This is a genomic window from Prosthecobacter sp. (assembly GCF_020439865.1).
Taxonomy (GTDB): Bacteria; Verrucomicrobiota; Verrucomicrobiia; order Verrucomicrobiales; family Verrucomicrobiaceae; genus Prosthecobacter.
In genome coordinates this window covers 1-20,106 of the sequence record NZ_JAGRPF010000012.1, presented here as the reverse complement: position 1 = coordinate 20,106, position 20,106 = coordinate 1, and the positions used below count along the sequence as shown (strand labels likewise).

General features: G+C 60.3%; 11 protein-coding genes. 1 reads left to right on the top strand and 10 read right to left on the bottom strand.

Annotation, left to right across the window (positions count from 1 at the left end; translation table 11 throughout):
* From KDL09_RS00915 to KDL09_RS00900, 4 genes are read right to left on the bottom strand one after another with little or no spacing between them, the layout of a single operon-like run.
* Positions 1–1,488, bottom strand: coding sequence for a hypothetical protein (locus tag KDL09_RS00915; RefSeq protein WP_294380380.1), 1,488 nt, complete (start codon positions 1,486–1,488; stop codon positions 1–3).
* A complete protein-coding gene (locus KDL09_RS00910; protein WP_294380378.1) occupies positions 1,482–4,154 on the bottom strand; it encodes a PA14 domain-containing protein in 2,673 nt (890 codons plus the stop codon). The genes KDL09_RS00915 and KDL09_RS00910 overlap by 7 nt, the downstream gene beginning before the upstream one ends.
* On the bottom strand, positions 4,151–5,413 hold the full coding sequence (locus tag KDL09_RS00905) for a hypothetical protein (RefSeq protein WP_294380377.1): 1,263 nt from the start codon (positions 5,411–5,413) through the stop codon (positions 4,151–4,153). The genes KDL09_RS00910 and KDL09_RS00905 overlap by 4 nt, the downstream gene beginning before the upstream one ends.
* A complete protein-coding gene (locus KDL09_RS00900) occupies positions 5,410–10,191 on the bottom strand; it encodes a sulfatase-like hydrolase/transferase (RefSeq protein WP_294380376.1) in 4,782 nt (1,593 codons plus the stop codon). The genes KDL09_RS00905 and KDL09_RS00900 overlap by 4 nt, the downstream gene beginning before the upstream one ends.
* Before the next feature lie 168 nt (positions 10,192–10,359).
* On the opposite strand from KDL09_RS00900, the gene KDL09_RS00895 reads away from it, so the two are divergent.
* Complete coding sequence (locus KDL09_RS00895) at positions 10,360–11,118, top strand: AraC family transcriptional regulator (RefSeq protein WP_294380374.1); 759 nt, start codon at positions 10,360–10,362, stop codon at positions 11,116–11,118.
* Positions 11,119–11,133: 15 nt separating this feature from the next.
* Here the strand turns inward: KDL09_RS00895 and KDL09_RS00890 are convergent, their stop codons facing one another.
* The 6 genes from KDL09_RS00890 to KDL09_RS00865 all read right to left on the bottom strand — a co-directional run.
* Complete coding sequence (locus KDL09_RS00890; RefSeq protein ID WP_294380372.1) at positions 11,134–13,452, bottom strand: DPP IV N-terminal domain-containing protein; 2,319 nt, start codon at positions 13,450–13,452, stop codon at positions 11,134–11,136.
* Positions 13,449–14,312 (bottom strand): proline racemase family protein, encoded by an 864-nt coding sequence (locus tag KDL09_RS00885; RefSeq protein ID WP_294380371.1) that lies wholly within the window; start codon positions 14,310–14,312, stop codon positions 13,449–13,451. The genes KDL09_RS00890 and KDL09_RS00885 overlap by 4 nt, the downstream gene beginning before the upstream one ends.
* Positions 14,309–16,000, bottom strand: a complete 1,692-nt coding sequence (locus tag KDL09_RS00880) for a sulfatase-like hydrolase/transferase (RefSeq protein WP_294380369.1) — start codon at positions 15,998–16,000, stop codon at positions 14,309–14,311. The genes KDL09_RS00885 and KDL09_RS00880 overlap by 4 nt, the downstream gene beginning before the upstream one ends.
* Positions 15,997–17,811: a sulfatase-like hydrolase/transferase gene (locus KDL09_RS00875; protein WP_294380367.1), complete on the bottom strand. Its 1,815-nt coding sequence runs from the start codon at positions 17,809–17,811 to the stop codon at positions 15,997–15,999. The genes KDL09_RS00880 and KDL09_RS00875 overlap by 4 nt, the downstream gene beginning before the upstream one ends.
* Before the next feature lie 105 nt (positions 17,812–17,916).
* Positions 17,917–19,515, bottom strand: coding sequence for a lipase maturation factor family protein (locus KDL09_RS00870; protein WP_294380365.1), 1,599 nt, complete (start codon positions 19,513–19,515; stop codon positions 17,917–17,919).
* A gap of 69 nt (positions 19,516–19,584) precedes the next feature.
* Positions 19,585–20,106 (bottom strand): dihydrodipicolinate synthase family protein (locus KDL09_RS00865; RefSeq protein WP_294380362.1); only part of this gene is annotated, 522 nt, incomplete at its 5' end.

Below are 20,106 nucleotides of genomic sequence, written 5' to 3'. Positions count from 1 at the left end.
TCAGTCGTGCGGGATTTCATTCACCGTGTAGTAGGCTTTGCGGTGGAGGAGAGGTTCCTTCTGCTGCGAGGTGATTTTGCCGAAGTCGAAATCATGGATGTGATCCTCGGTGATATGATCGAGGCGCAGCCGCACGCTGAGCCCGTCGGCGGCGGGTGTGGCGGAGAGAATGCGTGGAGTGGTGTGATCGACTTCAGGACTGCCGTAGGCGGCGTGGTAAATGTGCGTGTAGGTGGTGAGCGCGTAGTTTTCAGGCCGGGAAGCGATGGCGGTGTCCACCGGTTTGGTGAAGGTGATGAGGAATCCGTCTTTGCGGATGTTGATCTCCTTCACCTCAAACGGCGTGAGGCCGGTCCACTCGAGGCGCTGGAGGGCGAAGGGTTCCGTGCCGCGCACCGGCCATTGGCGGCTGGTGGTGAAGCCTCCGGCGATGAGCTGTCCACGCGGGCTGAACTCCACATTCATGATGCCGGTGGCCAGGCCTTCGCGGAAAGGATAACAAGCGCCCTGCCACACGCCGTTCACCTGCTCGGTGGTGGCGCGAACGATGATGCTAAGGCTGTAGTCGCCGAGGAAGAGCTGGCCATCGAACGGGCCGAACTTGCCGCCGGTTTGTGCCAGACGGAAGCCGGAGATGCTGCGTCCCATTTTAATGTACGGAAATCGCACGGCGGGCGGCACGAGTTCCTTCACGCGGCGCTTTTCCACGGCCATGCGTGAGTCGCTGTTCGGTTTGACCGGCTCCTTCATACCGGGCACGAAGGCATACCAGTTGTAGCTGGCGGGATGGCCGAGGAACGCGCCTTCTTTGAGATGCTTGAGCGAGCAGCAGCCATTCCACGGTCCCTGGCTCTCGGTGGCAAACATCACGCCCTGCGCGTTCGCGCCCGTGCCGCCGGGACTGCGCAAGCCGCTGCAAACGGGAATCATTCTGCCTGCGGACGTGACTTTCACGGCCCAGCCGCGAAAGAGATTGTGCGATTCGTAGGAACCGCTGAGACCAAGTGCGATCCAGAGATTGCCCTCCGCATCGGGCTTGGAGGCAAAGGCGAATTCGTGACCCTCGGCGTAGCCCCAGTTGCTGGTGAGCGTGTCGTAGCGGTCAGCCACTTCATCGCCATCAGTGTCGGCGATGCGCGTCACCTCGCCCCAAGTGGTTGCCAGCATCGCGCCATCGCGCCAGGCGAGCGAGAAAATCTCATCCTGCCCTGAGGCAAACAAATGAAACTGCGGCTGCGGCGGCGAATCGAGCGCGCCTTTCACAAAGTAGATGTCACCGCGTCGCGTGCCGACGGCGAGACGACCATCCGGCAAAAATTCCAAACCACCGGGCCGCATCGGCACGGTGGGCGGAATGGGAATCGCGGTGATCGGGTAATACTTCGCCTCCTCGGTCGCAGTGCCCCACATCTCGCCAAGATCTTCCTCGCCGCGCAGCAGCACAGCGGAGGCGATCATGGAGATGAGGATGACGCGGGCAGTTACCATGAGTATTCGAGCACGAGTTTGGTTTCGCCGACTGGCAGCGTGAGCGGGAGGAGAACTTCAGCGGGCTCACCTTCACGAACGATGGCGCTCAGACCATCGGCGAGCCGCAGGGTGAGCTTTTCCACGCGAAACTCGCGGTTGGAGATCTTGGCGGCGCTTTTTCCCGCCGCAGCACGGAAATAGAACATGGGCTGCTTAGCAGACGTGGTGAGTCGCAGCGTGCGCTTGAAGAAACCGCGACCGCTTTCACTGCGGACATCCTCGAAAAAGTCCTCCACGGCAATCTCGCCGAAGCTGTAGCGGAATGTGGGCCGGCGCTGCGCGTCGAGCGTGTAGCCGCGGAATTCGTAGCCGTGATCCTGGGGGAAGGTGTAGCTCGTTTTGCCTTTGTAGGGCCAGCTTTCGTCCAGCGACTTCAGGCGATGAAACGGGATGCCTGGCGGGAATGAAATCGCGTCGCTGCCGCGCGCATTGAACGAGCCGTTATCCACATTGGCGAACTCGCCGCGCCACAGCATCCGCAGCGCCATCTCACCGGAGTCGAAGGCGAGATTCACGCGCTCAGGGTAGCCAACACCGATGCCGCGAAAGCCGGCGGTGCCGCGACCACGGCAGATTTCCGGCACATCACCCACGCGCAGTTCATTGGACTGGCGTGAGATGCCAACCGGCTTCTTCGCGCGTTCGCCATCGGCAAGGTAATTCCAGATCGCCTCGATTTGCTGCGCGCTGTCACCTGCGAGAATGTTGGGGCGCAGAGATTTTCCATCGGGCCAGAAGCCGGGCATGATGACGGTGGGATGAAAGCGCGAGGGCTGGCGCATGAAGAGCGTGAACCAGTTCTTCTGCAGCCGCTGCGTCGTATAGGCGAGGTCGAGCGCGCTGATCTCGCCCGCCTTCTGACCATTAAACTCATGGCAGATGATGCAGCCAAGCCCGCTGGTGCCGGCCAACTCGTAGCCTGCTGCCTTGGACTCCTGAAGCTGCGTCACCTTTGGCAAAACGGCGTCTTCGAGCTTGTCCACGCGGGCGAACAGTTCCGGCAGTTGTCCTACCTGAGCCTCTCCGAATTGCGGCATCGCTGCGTCCATGTAATCGCGCTGGCGCTTCGCGTGCAGCAAGACATCGGCAAACCACTGCGGCGTCAGCTTCGCGCCAACATAGGAGAGCGGCGGTGGAATCCGGCCCTGATCACCGAGCGAAGGCTGGGTGCTGGTAAAAAGCGCGCGCCGCTCCGTGGCGGGTCCGCCGAGGCCGCTGCGCTCGTGGCAGGCGATGCAGTTGAGTGCGGCGAGCGTCTTGTGAATGCGCTGCGTGTCGTCCAGCACCGGATTGGCAGCCGTCGGCAGCGCTTTGACGATGAGTTCCCGTTGGGTCACGCTCAGGCCAAAACGCGGACCGGCGGAGTCCGCGAGACAACCGCGAGAGGTTTCCAGTTTGGTCCAATCAGGCGCGGAGAGGCGGGGCAGGTTCAAATCATCATGGCAGTTCGCGCATCCATATTGGGTGAAATGCTCGCGACCACGTTGAGCAAGAGTCGGGTTCACTTTAAGCGTCGCGAAGGGCGCGAGAGGCTCTTTAGAGACCGAGAGCATCGTGGAGGGGATCGGGCCGCTAGGGAACTGCGGTGCTGTCATTTCAAAGACCAGCTCTGCTTTGCGACCCGTGTGAAAATACGTGAACTCGATGGCGTGCGGACCTGCATCGAGTTCCGCGGCGGCCGTGAACGATTTGACGCCGCGCCGATCGCTGGGCGTTTCGTCCACCAGCGCCTTGCCATCGACCTTTAGAGTGCCGCCGTTCATCGTGAGGTGAAAGGTGTGCGTGCCTTTTGACTTCACCATGAGCCAGCCCTCGTAGCGCACGGCGGTGTGCTGCTCCACGCGTCCAAGGCTGGCCAGCGCGAATTCCGCGACCTGCCCGCCACGCTCAGGAGCGACGTTTTCACCCTCCATGCCCTCCCACACATTGCCGCGATAGAGCGTGTAACGCAGCGCGCCGGGCACGCGGGTGTGTTGCAGCAAAAAGTGCGCGATACGCTCCACATCGCGACCCTGAAGCCGCATGTCTGGCATTCGGCCCGAGGGACGGCTTGCATGTGGTTGGCGCAGGAAGACCACAAGACTGTCATGGCTGTATTTCTTCTCCAGAGCCCCAAGCGGCACGGAATTGGTCATCGGCAGTTCTGCCGCCCTTTCATCGCGCGGCGCATGGCAGGCCGCGCATCCACGTGACTGAAACAAGGCGTGTCCCAGAGTGGCCGCCACATGATCAGGAGCTTGTGGCGTGAAGTTTGGCTTTTTGAGCGAGAGGAGAAAATGCGTCAGTTCAGATGCCACAGCCGCTTTTTCGGTTTCTGGAAGACGCGCCAAAGGATCCGGCATCGTGGTGCCGGGTTTCATGCCATGCGGATCATGAATGAATGATTCAATGTAAGCCGGATGCACCCGCAAGCCGATCTGCGCGAGACGCGGAGCCTTTTTCGACGACGTCGAGAGCGTGCCTTCCGCCGCATGACAAGCCACACAATTCATTTCTTCGATGAGGATCTGCCCTTTGATGTCTGCACCGAGATCTTTGACCGCCAAAGCCGGAATGACCGGCTCTGCCGCCGACGATACGCCGAGGCAGAGAAGACAAGTCAGAAATCGCAAACGCAGGATCATTGTTGATCGATGATGAAAGCGGGCCGCGAAAGCACGCCTTTCGAGAGCGCTCCATAGTGATCGGAGCGCCAGAAGTTCTTCAAATCATCGGCGGTGATGAGTTGCAGACCCGGTGTGGCCACGGCAGGGTTGCAGAGGATGTAGAGGTTCTCTGCCGCGATGTAGCCGCAGACGTTGAGAGTGTGTCCGGCGCTGCCATTGGGGTATTGCGGGCCGATGTATTTGAAATCAACGATCACGGGACGTCCGGCATCGAGTTCGCTTTTGAGCATGTCAGTGGCTTTGATGAAACCTTCGTCATCAGGTGTGTAAGTGACGAGTTTCCACTGCTGGCCGATCTTCTTCGAGGCATCGAGCAGATGCCCCCAATCCGTGCCGGTGCCGAGCGGTGACGGGCACAGCTTCTTGTAGTCCCAGCCGCCGATTTTGCTGCCGTGAAAGCGTGCGAAGGTGGCGCAGGCGGTCGAGCCGCAGTTGTTGTAGCCCTGATGGATGTGCGGCATCTGAACAAAGGCGAACTTCCCCGGCTCTGCTTTGCGTCGGCGGTAGTCGATGAGCTTCAAAAGATCCGCCGCTTGTTGAGCGGAAGCATTGTCAGATGGCTGCGCCGGATGTCCGGTGACGCCTGTGGGAAAGAGCTTCGAGGCCTTTGTCCAGTTTGCTTTAGCCGCGTCCACGTCACCGGCTTGAAACTGAAGTTCGCCCAGTACCACGAGGCCTGAAGGATTGTTCAACTCCGCGGCCCGCTCAGCTAGTCGGCGTCCCAGCACCGGATCAGGTGGGACGCCTTCGCCCGAGAGATACGCCATCGCCGCCGCCGCTGCGGCGCGTCCGTGTCCTTTCTCCGCCGCCTTCTCCCACCACTTCAGCGCTGTCGCGCAATCCTGCTCAGTGCCCTGTGCACCATAGTAACACTGGCCGAGGTTGAACGCGGCCTGCGCGGATTCATTCGCCGCCGATTTGAAATAGCCGAACGCAATTGTGGGATTGCGCTTGATGACCGCGCCACGGAGATAGGCGAAACCAATGAAGTCCATCGCATCCGCATTGCCCGCATCCGCGGCGCGATGCCCCCAGCGCATCGCTTCGACATCGTCTTTGGCCACGCCCTTTCCATCGCGATATCGAATCGCGAGATCGATCTGTGCTTTGACGTCGCCGCCAGCGGCCCGTTGCTGAAGTTCGGTCAGATCATCGGCTGACAATGCAGGAAGAATCATAAACAGGGTGACGAGTGCGATGGAGGCGATGTGCTTCATGGCAGGGCGAGTTGGTGAATGGTTCCGTGCAGCAAGCGATCATTGATCTTAAGTTGGTAGCACTGGGTCGGGACGAGGTCGGGGATGTCGAGTGTGACGGTGCATTTGTCTTCGCTCAGGTTTACCGCGCGGATGGTTAAAGCGTGCTCGTCGTAGTGCTTGGAGCCGTAGTTTTTCGTGCGTTTGAGCGACCAGATCTTCAGCGCGCAGTCTTTGGGATCGAAGGGATCACTGAAGGTCACGCGCATACCGCCTTTCATCGCGTGAACGGCCAAAGGCACCTGCGCTGGCTTGCCCGTGCGACGGATTCGGTGGAACCCGCCAGGCGCGGTTGCATTGCCGGCCCAGGCAAACATGCCGCAGGTGTAGAGTGCTTCGTCACTGCCAAAGCGTCCGCGCATGATTCCGGTGGCGAAGGCGGGCATCGGCAGTTCACACACGGCGCCCTGCCACTGGCCGTTCACCTCCTCATGTGGCACGATGAAGGCGCGTCCGGTGCCGTAGCTGAGATTCAGAAGGCTGCCGCTCAGATTGCCCCATGCCTGCGGAGGGACGCGGAGCAGTTCGGCGGGGCTGCGGTCCTTGTCGTTCGTGATCCACACCATCGGCTGTTCCATCGCGGAATCACTGGTGTCGGTGATGCTGGTGTAGCCATACATGTTGCCGTAGAAGCCGCCTGGCTTCACGCGGTTGATGCGGTTCTTCGGCGTCCAGAAGCCTTCTTGGTCGGTGACGAAAAACGTGTCGTTGCCGTCGAAGCACACGCCATTCGCAGCGCGGAACCCTGTGGCGAGGATTTCGGTCTTTGATCCATCAGCGCTCACCTTGAGCAGCGTGCCGTGCTGCGGCACGACGCTGTCGAGCGCATGTCGGCCGGACTTGGCGTAGTAGAAGTTTCGTTTGTCGTCAGTCTGCAAGCCCATCGCGAATTCATGGAAGTGCTCGGTGACCTGCGCGTCATCGTTGAAGCACTCGATGAAGTCGGTCTCGCCATCGCCATTGAGATCGCGCAGCCGTGCGAGCTGGTCGCGGCAGGTGATGAAGAGTTCATCGCCCCGAAATTTGACACCAAGCGGTTGAAACAACCCGCTGGCAATCCGGCGCCATGTCAGCTTGGCGGGAGCTTTCTCCATCACGCCATCCACGCGCCATACGTCGCCATTCCACATCGCCACGATGGCCGCTTTGCCATCCGGCGTGAAATCAAAGCCGCCGGGGCGCAGCCAGCTTTGAAACGGATTGTCGAGCGGCAGAGAGAGATCGTCCGCAGCGAACGGGCCGTCATCGTTTCCGGCCACCGAGGTTGTCGTGACTGTCTGCGGCCACTGGGAAGGACCTCCTTTTATCAGGGGTTCCAAATCCAATGACGTGTTCAGCGTATTCGCCAATGTGTCGATTGATGCCTGATCTAACCGAGAGATGAAAAATCGTGCTTTTGAGCCAGACGGCAATTTAGCCACCCAGAATCCGTTTTCACGATTTAGAGTAACAGAATCGCCCTCCACGAGGGCATTTACTGAGTCTGGAGCGAGACGAAGGAATAGCGGTTGGTTCGTCTTAGCAATGTTCACCGTGCGCACAAACACCGGGGTAGTTCCATAGTCGATCCAGCCAAAGGACTCCAGCACGCGCGTGCCGTGGATGCTCGCGGCGATGACGCTCTGGTTCAGATGCTTGTAGAGTCCGAGGAACTTCAATCCGGGATGCGGTCCGTATTTCTTGCCGTCCTTCGCGGGTTCGCGCTTGTCCTCGAATCCACCGATGCTCCATCCGGGCCCGGTCGGATTGATGAAGTGACGCTCGCCGGTGAGGCTCGTGTGCGTGCCGTGGCTGCCGTCGAAGGCGATGCCCTTCCAATCGACGAACGATCCAGTCGTCGCCGTAGCCACGCGCATCGTGTCATGATCGTAAATCATCCATGCTCGTCCCTTGGTTACGCCGCCGGGGCCGTCATCGAGTCGAATCGCGATGCCTTTTTGCGCGATGTTGTCGGGAGCGACTTCCAGCGTCCAGAACAGCGAGTTGCCCAGTTCCATGCGCTGATACGGTGGCAGGGAGGTGTCGGGCTTCTCCTCCTCAGCACGTGCAAGGCCGCGTGGCAGCGAGGCGAGGTCGATGTCCTTGAGCTGTGATGGGTTGTGCGGGCGAAGAAAGGTTTCGCGGATGTAGTGGATGACGGCGTATTTCTGCGCGGTCGTGTATTGCGGCTGCGGCACCATCTGGCCGAAGCCCTTCGTGAGCGTGAGATACATCGAGAACGGATCGGAGCCGTTTTTGAACTGGCCTTCGGCAAAGCGCAGCGCCGTGGGCAGCGATCCTGGCTGCTCCTTCGTGCCATGGCACACGACGCACAGCGTTTTGTAGATAGCCGCGCCTTCTTCGAGCGTCTTGTCACTCCACGCACCGACGATCGCCGCATGATCGCTGCGCTCCAGCGCCTGCACCCAGCCGCTGCCACCTTCGATCCGTGGTTTGCCACCCGATTTTGGCACGTGCGCAAAGTCAGGCGTGTTCGCTCCTTTGCCGCCTTGCTTGAAAAGCCCTTTGATCTCGCCTTCGGGCAAGGCGCGCTTCCACACTTTGACTTCACCGATTTTGCCATTGATGAAATCACCCGCGAAGTTATGTGCAGCGCGGCCCACTTTGAAAACGTGCTCCAGCTTGTCCGCAGCAGTGAAGGGGGATTTCTCAGCGATGATCTTGCTATCCAGCCAGAGCTGAGCCGCACCATCGCGCACGGTGAGCACTGCCGTGTGAGGCTTGCCATCGTTCACTTTCGGCCCGCCGGTCATCGCGCCAACCCATCCGATGTCATACACGAGCCGTCCGCCGCGAATGAACAGCGCCTTGGCGGCAGGAGACCATTTGCCAGTTGGTGGGCACATGGAAAACAGAGTGCCCTGACCACTAGACTCAAAGGTTGCCATTGCCGTGAAGTCCGAGCCGAGATCGAGGTTCGCCTCCGGGAAATCCATCGCGCCCGTTTTCGCCAGCGAGATCACGTCCTCCGGTCCGCGCACCAGTTTGCCACCGCTCCAGACGCGCAACACCGGCGCACCGTCTGCCGGATGCTCGACGGCGATGTCTTGCGGCTTCGCGCCATCGAATGAAAGCGTCAGATCATCGCTCAGCGTTATCTTGGCGGCGCCTTCGAGGTGAATGCGATAATTCATCGGCCACTCCGCTGCATCGAGCGGCAAGGCATCGCGGGGCAGTCCTGCGTTTGTGGTGATGCTGCGCGGAGCGCTGCGGCCCTCGGACTTCGATTTCTCAAGCAGTCCTTTCAATTCCGCCACGATCTCGGGGTGTTTGAAGTAGAGGTTCGTGGTTTCGCCGGGATCGGTGTCCAGCTTGTAAAGCTGCGCAGGTGCATCAGGGGCGGTTTCGGGCAGCTCATAGGGCTTGAGTTCGCCCTTGTCATAGTTGTTCCCGCCGGAGCCGCGATGATCGAGGTATTTCCAGACACCGCGTCGAATCGACAAGGTGCGCGCTCCGGCGAAAGCTTGCTCAAGCAGGTAGGGCCGCACTGGCTCGATGGCTTTGCCCTCCAGCACCGGCAGCATGTTGAAACTGTCCTCGGCGGCATCGGCAGGCAGCGTCGCACCCGTGATCGCCGCTACGGTGGCCATCACGTCGGTCAGGCTGGTGAGTTGATTGCTCACCGTGCCGGCTTTGACGCGGGCCGGCCAGCTGACGATGAAGGGTACGCGGTGACCGCCTTCCCAGTCGTCGCGCTTCACCCCGCGCCACGGCCGCGCGCCATCGTGACCATGATCAGCGCGCATGTGGACGACGCTGGTGGTCTCGGGCCCGTTGTCGCTGGTGAAGATGACAAGCGTGTTGTCGGCCACACCGAGACGCTCGAGATCCTTCATCAACTCACCGACGACATGATCCAGTTCGAAGATGAAATCGCCATGCGGTCCTGCGCGGGTCTTGCCTTTAAAATCTTTGCCGGGGAAGGACGGCAGATGAACGGCCTGGGCTGCATGATAAAGGAAGAACGGCTTGTTCGGCGCGGTGCGCACGTGCTCTTCCAAGAACGCTCGGCTCTTATTGAGGAAGACCATGTCCACTTCCTCCATTGGAAAATCTGAGGCGATGATGCCGGGGCGGCAGTCGTTCGCATACGGATGCTTCGGCAGCGCTGATTTGTCGATGGTCCCGGTCGGCGTCACCGGAATGCGGTCGCCATCGATAAACGCGTAGAGCCAGTCCGTCGTCGGGCAGCAGGCGGTGCCGAAGAATCGATCAAAGCCGTGATCGATCGGCCCACCCTCGATGCGCCGTGAGAAATCGATGCGGCGGACCTCTTCCAATCCGCCCTTGTGAATCGGCGCTCCGTTTTGATCACGAAAAGTCCAGCCGATGTGCCATTTACCCACGGCTGCGGTGGCATAGCCTTGTTTCTTCAGCATCGCGGGCAAGGTCAGTCGTCCGGGGGCGATCAGTGATGGGCCGCCGGCACCCGTGAACACCGTGCCGCCGTTCGGCACGCGAAAGGCCATCTGGCCGGTCATGAGGCTGTAGCGCGTGGGCGTGCAGACCGTGGCCGGGCTGTGCGCGTCGGTGAAGCGCATGCCCTCACTCGCGAGACGGTCGATGTTCGGCGTGGGCACCTTTGATTCGCGGTTGTAGCAGCCCACATCGCCGTAGCCCAGATCGTCTGCGAGGATCAGGACGATGTTCGGCGCGTGGTTCGAGGGGACTGAGTCGGCCGCAAGCAGTTGGGGCAACGGCAAAGCGGAAGTCAGCAGGGCGAAGAACGCGGCTCTCATCGTGATGAGGTGATAACAGGTCAGGGGTTCACGAGGCAAGCATAGAGTCCCGACGGCAGGCGGGCACGTCTTGACCGGAATGACTGGCAAGCCTGACGAAAACCGCACAATGGTGAAGCGAAGTTGCAAGGCGACTGCCCCATGGCCGTTGCTTGCAGCTGCGCAAATATGAGAGCAGCCACCGCAGCGTTTCCAGGCATCCTTTCCACGAAAGGGGCCTTGCTCATCGACGCGAGGCACGTGGAGCAGATCGCCGACCTGATGCATGACACGGCCTTTTTTATCAAGGATGCCAGCGGGCGCTACGTGGTGGTGAACCAGTCGCTCGTCGAGCGGCACGGATTGTCCGACAAGTCGGAGATGATCGGTCGCCGCCCTTGCGATGTTTGCCCCGGTGACTTTGGGCGTATTCCCACTGAGCAGGACGCCCAGGTACTGCGAACGGGGAAGCCCATCATCGAGCGTCTGGAGCTGTTTTGGAGGCGACCCAATGTTCCCGTCTGGGGACTCACGAGCAAGATCCCCATTCGTGACGAGCATGGTCGCGTGAAGGGTTTGATCGGCATCTCCAAAGACCTCACGGCCTTGGTGAGCCGTGAAGAAGTGCCGTCCGCGGTCGCGCAGGCCTTGCGCCATTTGGAGACCGCCTACGACACTCAGATCAGTCCGTCGTCGCTCGCGCAAAAGGCGGGCATGAGTGCTGCACGCTTCGCTCGTGTCATCAAGCGCATCCACGGACTTAGCCCGATGCAGTTGATCACCAAGACGCGCATCACCGCAGGCGCTCGACTGCTGCGTGAAACGGACGCGACGATCGCTCACGTCGCTCTCGAATGCGGTTTTGCCGACCACAGCGCCTTCACTCGTGCCTTTCGCGCTGTCACCGGCATGTCGCCCACGGAATATCGGCGATTGAATGCGGCGTGATTTTGGGCCGTGGCACTAGGGTTTCAGATGCCGCACCAGAAACTCCATGCGCAAACGTGAGCCATAGGGTGTCTCTGCCGCGCCGTGGCCGGTGCCAATGATGGGCATGAAGTCGAAGGTCTTGTTCGCGCGTTGCAGGGCGCCGACGACCTGTGTGGTGCTGGCGGGATCGACGTTGGTGTCCAGTTCGCCGACGATGAGGAGGAGGTGGCCTTCGAGTTTGTCTGCATCGTCCACGTTGCTGCTCCTGGCGTAGCTGTCGTCAATGGGCCAGCCCATCCACTGCTCGTTCCACCAGATCTTGTCCATGCGGTTGTCGTGGCAGCCGCAGTCGGCGACGGCGACGTGATAAAAGTCGTGGTGATCGAGCAGCGCGCGCATCGCACTCTGTCCGCCAGCACTGCCGCCGTAGATACCCACGCGACTGAGATCCATCCACGAGCGTGTCTTCGCGGCATCTTTGATCCACAGCTTGCGATCTGGGAAGCCGGCGTCCTTCAGGTTCTTCCAGCACACGTCGTGAAAGGCTTTGCCACGATGATTGGTGCCCATGCCGTCGAGCTGGACGACGATGAAGCCGAGTTCGGCAATCGTGTGATGCCCGAGCAGCCGGCTGAACTCCTTCGGGGCGAAGGCGGAATGTGGTCCGGCGTAGATGTTCTCCACGACAGGATACTTCTTCGCAGGATCGAAATTGGAGGGCTTGATGATGACACCGTGAATTTCGGTTTTGCCGTCACGTCCTTTGGCCACGAAGCGTTCCGGCATCGTCCAGCCCGCGGCGAGCAACGCGGAGGCATCGGCCTTCTCCAATTCGCATACGAGGCCGCCGTCTTTGCTGCGGCGCAGTTCGGTGACGGGTGGATGATCAGCACGAGACCACGTGTCGATGAAGAAGTCGCGCTTGGGTGAGAACTCGATGTGGTGATTGCCGTCGCCCTCGGTGAGTCGCTGAAAGCCGCTGCCGTCGAAGTTCACACGGCAGAGATGCACGTGATACGGGTCTTCCTTCTCGCGCAGACCGCTTGCCATGAACCAGATTTCGCGTCTCGACTCATCGACGTGCAACACCTCACGCACCGGCCATGCACCTTTCGTGATCTGGTGTTTCACGGTGCCTTTTTGCGTGTCGTAGAGGTAGAGATGGCACCAGCCGTCGCGTTCGCTCATCCAGATGAGTTCGTGCGTGTCGTGCAGCCAGTGCCGCCACGTCTTCTGGGGGTAGTCGATGAAGGTCTTCGAGGTCTCCTCGACCACCACGCGCACCGCGCCCGTTTTCGCATTCACGGCGAGCACGCGATAAAGTTGATGGCCTCGCTGGTTGTAGTCGAAGTAAAACTCGCTGCTGCCAGGTGACCACGTGAGTTGGAAGAATTCGGCGTTAAGAAAGGGGGTCGGGAATAGATCCGACTTCACTCGGGTCCATTCGCAGCCTGAATCGCTTACGCGAAATATGACGGGGAAGGGCTTCGGCAACGGGTCGCCGGGTTTAGGATAGGGGAATTCGCGCAGCCGGGGCTGAAGCTGACCTTTGGGCGTTGATTCAATAAAACCGACCTTTCGAACGGGCAGCGGTGGCGCGCAGTTGATGACAAAAGTGCTGGAGTCCGGCGACCAGACGGCTTTGTCCCGAAAAGGCATCTGAGCCGCAGGTTCCACCTTCATCCGCACCAGCTTGTCGCTCTTCTCATGATGCAGAAGGATGAATTCCTTTTCATACATGACCGACCATTGGCCATCGGGCGATTTATCGCCGCGTCCGGTCTTCTTCGGCTCCGCAGGAGCGGGAGCGATTCCTTTGCCGTCGATGATGAGGGTTTGAATCGTTGGGCCGGCCTCGATCACGGCGAGGTGCTCGCCGGTGCTGCTGGTGATGAGCCAGACATGACCTTCAAACGTGTGCTGCTCACGTTCGCTGCCAGCGCGGATGCGTCCGTAGCTGACGTGTTCGCCCTGTTGGTTGATCCAGAAGAGGTCTACGTTTTCATCGAGCTTGTTGATGAACTTCAGGCCCGATTCCTCGCCGGTGCGTGTCGTGTTGCGCAGTTGGATCTTTGTTGTCGAAGTCTTCGCAGCTTCCTTTTCGGGCAAACCGAGTTCCTTGAGCGTTTTGGCGACTTTTCGCTGTCCCGTCCTGGCGTCGATGAACACGAACTCATGGCTGTTAGGACCGGTTTGCACGCGATACCAGAAGGACCGCCCATCCGGGAGCCAGTTGGGCTTCACGCGGTCGCGGAAGACTTTATTTTCGGTTCGCTTCGGAAGGCTGAGAGCGGCATCGAAGTCAGTTGCGAGAGCGGATGCTGCGATGGCGAGGAAAAGAAGCAGTTTCATGCGATGCCGAATTGAAAGGGGTCTGCGGGGTCGAGGATGAGTGTGGATTCAGCAGTGATGAAGGCCTGTCCGGTGATCGTGGGGATGATGCCATTTTCGCCAACATCGTAATATCCCTCGAAAACGCTGCCGAGGATGCTTTCCTGACGCCAGACTTCGCTAGGCGCGAGTTTGCCGTCGGCGGCGAGGCAGGCAAGTTTTGCGCTGGTGCCAGTGCCGCACGGCGAGCGGTCATATTCGCCGCCGGGGCAGAGGACGAAGTTGCGGCTGTGATTCGCGGCGTCGTGTGGCGGTGCGAAGAGTTCGACGTGATCGACTTCGGGATAGCCAGCGGAGCGAACAGCATCGCACATTGCCAGACTGGACTGAGTCAGTTGCGGCACGTTTTTTAATGTGAGTTCAAGTCCGTGATCGGCAACAAGGAAGAACCAATTGCCTCCCCACACGACATCTCCGGTCACGCCGCCAGCCTTCACGGCTTTTGCTTTGCGATAGGAAGGCACGTTGCGAATGCTGACGCGACCATCGTCATGGAGCGTGGCAGTGATGATGCCGACAGGGGTCTCAATGCGATGTTCGCCTGCCGAGATGCGGCCGAGGTGCTTAAGTGTGGCGATGACGCCGATCATTCCATGTCCGCACATGCCGAGGAGGCCGACGTTGTTAAAGAAGATCACGCCGGCAGCGCACGAGGTGTCTTTGGGCTCCACAAGCAGCGCACCGACGATCACCTCATGGCCACGTGGCTCACAGATGATGGCGCGGCGGTATTTCTCCAAATCAGCCGACGTGATGCCGCCAAGCACGACACGCGTGGGTTCGCCGCCGGTGTGGGAGTCGATGATGGGGATGCGTGTCATGGAGCGGGGATGATGGCTTTCGACGAGCGGTCGCTGATTTGAAAATGACCGAGGGCTTTCTGCGACGAGTCGCGAACGATCCAGACGGCGCCTGGGCGGGTGGACTGGCGTTTCTGCTTGTTGGATTCGATCTCGCCGTAGGACTTGGGTTCGCCAGTGGGAGTCATCCAGCACAACTCAACAGGTTGTGTGCGCTCATTGATGAAGACGACATCGAAGGTGTTACCATCGGGCTTGGAAGGAGGAACAGGCTCACTGGCAGGATGCCATTTTAGAGCGGGCAACGATGCGATGGGCACCTGTGGCACGGGGACAGGATTCTTGGGGGCGAGTGTGCGCAACTCGGCGAGTTTGGCGGCGTGCTCGGGCTTCGCGGCGAGGTTGGTCCATTCGTGAGGATCGCTCACGATGTCGTAGAGCTCCTCGTCGCCATTGCGGTAGTGGATGTAGCGCCAGTGACGTGCGTTGATGGCGTATTCTTCGGGCACGCTGAGCTGCGTGACAGCCGCATGAGGCCAGGGTGCGTCCGGATTTTGCAGCAGGGGCACCAGACTGTTGGCGCTGATGTTTTCCGGGGCAGGAAGGCCGCAGAGGTCGGTGACGGTGTGGAAGAGATCGGTGAGGCTCACCGGTTGATCGCAGACGGCACCGGCTTTTCTACCGGGAGCGCGAATGATCAGCGGCACGCGGGTGCAGATGCGCCAGCCGGTGTATTTCTGCCAGTGCTGCTTCTCACCGAGATGCCAGCCGTGGTCGCTCCACAGCACGACGATGGTGTTGCCGCGATGCGGGCTGCTTTCGAGCGCATCAAGCACGCGACCGAGCATCGCATCCGCGTAGTGAATGGAGGCGAGATAGGCCTGGATGGCCTGCTTCCACTGTCCGTGTTTCCGGATGTGCTCGAAGTAACGGTTTGGGCCCATCTTTTGTCCCGAGGGCGGAATATCCTCCAGATCGTCCTCCTTGTAGCCGGGGCCGGGTTGAATGGATTCGAGCGGGAAGGGTTTGAAGTATTCCTTCGGCACAAACCACGGCTCATGCGGCCGGTAGATGCCGCAGGCGAGGAAGAAGGGCTTGTGATGCGGGCGTTGGAGTTGCTCGCCAATCCACTTCGTCACGCTCCAATCGCCACCGCAGACTTCGTCGCTCACCTCCAGCGCGGCCCAGTCGGTTTCCACGTATTGCCACGGACCGCCAACAGGCAGGCTGATGGGACGGTTCGGCGGATCGAAGGTCGGTGGAAAGGGATCCTCCTTTTCCTTCGCGGGGAAGTAGTCGTCCCATGAGGCTGCATCGATGAAGTAGTGCAGCAGCTTGCCGGAACCGGCGCTCCAGTAGCCGTGACGGGAGAAGAACTTCGGAATGAGCTCCGCATTCGGCAGCACATCGCGCATCTTCTGGCCGTTGTGATACACGCCGGAACGATAAGGCGGGAGGCCGGTGAAAATGGCCGTGCGCGACGGGTTGCACTGCGGCGCGGCACAATGCGCGTTGGTGAAAAGTGTGCCTCTCTTCGCGAGACGGTCGAAGTTCGGCGTCTTCGTCTGCGGATGCCCGCCGAGACAGCCGATCCAGTCGTTGAGATCATCCACCGAGATGAAGAGGACGTTGGGCTTCGCTTGATCGGCGGCGAATGCGGAGCCGCTCAAGGCGATGCAGGCAAGGATGGAGGCGAAAACAGTTTTCATGGCGCGGGAATGATGGCTTTCACGGGTTTGTCTGCAGTTCCTTGGATCTGAAAATGACCGAGAGGTTTGTTGTTCGCATCTTTGATCACCCACACAGCTCCGCCGCTGCTGCGAATGTCGAAGGTATCCTTCGGCTCAAGCGTCTGGTAACGCTTCTCCGCTCCCTGGGGGCTGATCCAGATGAGTTCCACGGCAGCCGGAGTCTGGTTTTGAAAAGTGACGGCGAGCTTTGGTCCTTTCGGTTCCGATTTCGGCAACGCAGCGCCTGTTGCCGGATGCCACGGCAGAAGCGCGGGTGATTTTGAGGAAGCCATGGTCGCGGGTTCCTGCCATTGGAAAGTCGGACGCGGCAGCGTTTTCCACATCTGCGCACTAAGCCTGGCGAGAAGGTCGGCGTGTTCCGGCTTGGTGGCGATGTTCTCGTTTTCCTCGGGATCGCTCTCGTGGTCGTAGAGTTCCTGCGCTGCGATCTTACGCGAAGACAGCTCCAGCCACTCGATGTAGCGATAGTGTTCGGTGCGCATGGCATAGCCCATGTAGTTGCCGTCCTTTTCGCGACGTGGAAACTGACTGAAGGCGGCGTCTTTGACTTTCGTGGCGGTTCCATTGAGCAGCGGCTTGAGGCTGGTGCCTTCGAGCTTTTCAGGAACGGGCAGGCCGGCGAGATCGGCGAGGGTGGGATACACGTCCACGAATTCGACGAGCGCATCCGACTTGGTGCCATTCGCCTTCGCACCGGGCATGCGGATCATCAGCGGTGCGCGTGTGTCGATCTCATAGTTGGTCTGTTTACACCAGCCGCCGTGTTCGCCGAGCTTCCAGCCGTGATCGCTCCACAGCACGACGATTGTGTTGTTGGCGAGACCGAGATGGTCAAGCTCATCGAGGAGTCGGCCGACCTGCGCGTCGATGTAGGAGACCGCCGCATAGTAGCCGTGCTTCAGTTCGCGCTGTTGCGCTGCCGAAAGCGGGCCGTCTTTTGGCCAGCGGGCGTCCGCGTAGTCCATGTAGTCGCGCAGTTCGTAGAATCCGCCCTGGAACTCGCCGAAGGCCATCGCTGGAGCGCCGTGGGGCAGATATTCGTTCTTTGCGAGCGGAATCTTCGAGCGGTCGTAGAGATCCCAATACTTCCGCGGCACAACGAAGGGCAGATGCGGGCGGACGAAGCCTGCTGCTAGGAAGAAAGGCTGCTTTTCGGTCGCGAGCCTGCGCATGGCGGTGACGGCCTGTTCTCCAATTGCGCCATCAAAGTGTTCCTTGTCTGGAATATCGAGCACCTCGGTGGCAACGGCGCGCATGCGGTCGATGCGGGCCTGCGGTTTGCCTTCGGCACGCATTTGCTCGCGAAACTCCGCGAGCTTTTCTTCAGCCGCTTTCGACCACGACGGATTGTCCGGCCACACGTGTGGTTCATCCCATGACACATTGTCCGGCCATGGATTGTGGAAGATCTTGCCGAAGCCAAGCGCGTAGTAGCCGTGCTTGCGGAAGTGCTGCGGAATGGTGACCGCGTCAGGTACGACGGAGCGCATTTCGGTCGAGAGATACCAGACCTTGGTCGAATCCGGTCGCATGCCGGTCATGAGCGAAACACGTGAGGGATTGCACACCGCCTGCTGGCAGTAGGCGCGATTGAATAGCACGCCGGAGGCCGCGAGGCGGTCGAGATTGGGTGTCTGCACATGCTTGGCACCGTAGCAGCCGAGATCGCAGCGCATGTCGTCCACGGCGATGAACAGCACGTTCAGACGTTGGGCTTGAATGCAAAGCGCCGGCCAAAGAACGAGGAGGCTGAGGAAAAGAGACTTCATCACGGGCTTGAATGGCTGGGACAACGTTAGCAAAGAATGGAACGTGTTTGCGCCTGAATCTTGGACGATTGCAGCACGGCGGCTGGGAAATCGGCCAAGTGACGATCACTTATCTCGAAGCCAGCCTTCCTGACGCACGATCGTCTTCAGGTTCTCGCTCTCGACTGACAATGGTTTGATGTGCGTGCCGATGAGTTCGCGTGTCCACCATGCGCCGTCGGGATTGTCAGGTGGAGCGAATTTGTAGCGATAGACCATCACGCGAATCCAGCGTGGCGGCTTGTCGGGAAAGGGATTTTTCGCGAGGAGGCTGAGCGTGCCGGGATCGTTGTGGAGGAGGTTCCAGATGAAATGCGGCACCCACGCGTTGCGACCGCCGGCCTGAGTCCACGGATACCACGCGGCCCAGTCGAGGCGGTAATGATACGGCGTGATGATCGCGGGGCGGCGTTTGGGATCGCCGGGTTTCACTTTGAACTCGTACTCGCGCCAGTCGGAGAGCATGTCGGGCGCGAGGTCGGCGGTGCCTTCATAGATGAGCTCAAAGCGTTCGCGGTCGATGCTGCCGAAGGCGCCGTAGGTGTTCACGAGATGCAACACGTCGAAGGAGGTGTTCATCGCCTGCCGGGAGGAGATGAGATTGCGCACGGGTTCGATGCTCAGCCAGACGACGAGCAAGGCATACGCGAACGAGGCGAACTGATGCGTGGTGGAGGCATGGGCACCTGCCGCGGCGGAGCGATCAGCGCGTGCGACGAGAAAGCGCGGCAGGATTTTCTTCCAAAACGTGTCGTCGAAACAGGCGAGGCAGGGGATGATGGTGAGCCAGTTCAGGAAGGAGAGATTGCCGCTGAAGATGAGGATGGCCATGAAGCTGGCCATCAGCACGCCGGCGATGTGTCGCGCATGGCGGCCGTAGAAGCCGAACCACGGCACCACGAGTTCGACAAAGTGGTTCCACAGCACGCCCGCCTTCTGGAACCAGTGCGGCATGAAGTGCAGCCAGCGGCTCAGCGGATTCGGCACGGGCTGCGTCTCGTAGTGGTAGTAGAGCGCGGTGAGATCGCGCCAGCAGGAGTCGCCGCGCAGTTTGATGAGGCCTGCGCCGAGCATGATGCGGAAGATGAGCCAGCGGTAGAGCCACACGATCACGACCGGCGGCGCACGCTTCGGAAACGGCCGCGGGTCGAGCAACGGGCTCAGCATGATGCCGAGGAAACCGGTTTCGAGAATCTGGATGTCCCAACCGTAGCCGAGCCACTCCTGGCCGATGGGAATGAGCGACAGATAGAGCGCCCACATCACGATCAGCATGAGGCCATTGGCAAAACCGATGAGCACGAGGAGGGACAGCACGGTGCCGGTCCATGTCACGGCCTGAATCATCGCATCGCTCGCATTGAACCAAAAAACGGACGGCGCCTGCCAGAACACCGTCCATGGCGAGCGATCGTGCAGGACTCGATCGACATACAAATCGGCAGGCAACAAGCCATCGTGGCCGATGAGCGGGATGAACTGCTGCGCTGCTGAGAGGAAGGCGACGAAATACACCAATCCGGTGAAGCGCAGCAGCATGAAGCGCGTCAGGCGGTAGTTCTGCCCGGCCTTGTCGAGCCTGAGCAAGAATCGAACAAACAGCGAAGGCACCGGCGCTGCTTCAGGCACGACGTTTTCCGTGATGACAGCTTCCGGCGAGGACATACCGCATTGTCCGGGGAAGAGAGGCGTGAGTCAATCCTTCGCGGTGGTCGAGAGCGAACGAAATTCGACTCACGCAGGCCGCTTAGCCAACGCATCGCGGATGATCTTGAGCACTTGGTCGCGCTCGGCGCCGGCGAGAGGGAGGCGCGGCTCGCGCACCCACTCCGCACCGAGGCCGGTCTCCTGGCAGAGGAGTTTGATGTATTGGACGAAGTGGAGATGCGTGTCGAGCTTCATGAGCGGCTGGCTCCAGCGGTAGAGCGCGCGGCATTCATCCCAGCGGCCCGCTTGGGCGAGATCCCAGAGCTGCTGGTTCTCCTTCGGGAAGGCGATGCCGCTGCCGCACACCCATCCGTCGATGCCGAGGATGGCGGACTCGAGGAAGAGATCGTCCACGCCGGTGAAGATGCGATAGCGGTCGCCGGTCTGATTGCGTAGCTCGGTGATGCGGCGGGTGTTCGCGCTGCTCTCCTTGATGGCGTGCAGGTTCGGGATGTCGGCGAGTTCGACGAAAATCTCCGGCGTCACATCGGTGTTATAGCCGACGGGGTTGTTGTAGAGCATCCACGAAAGCGGCGTGGCCTTGGCGAG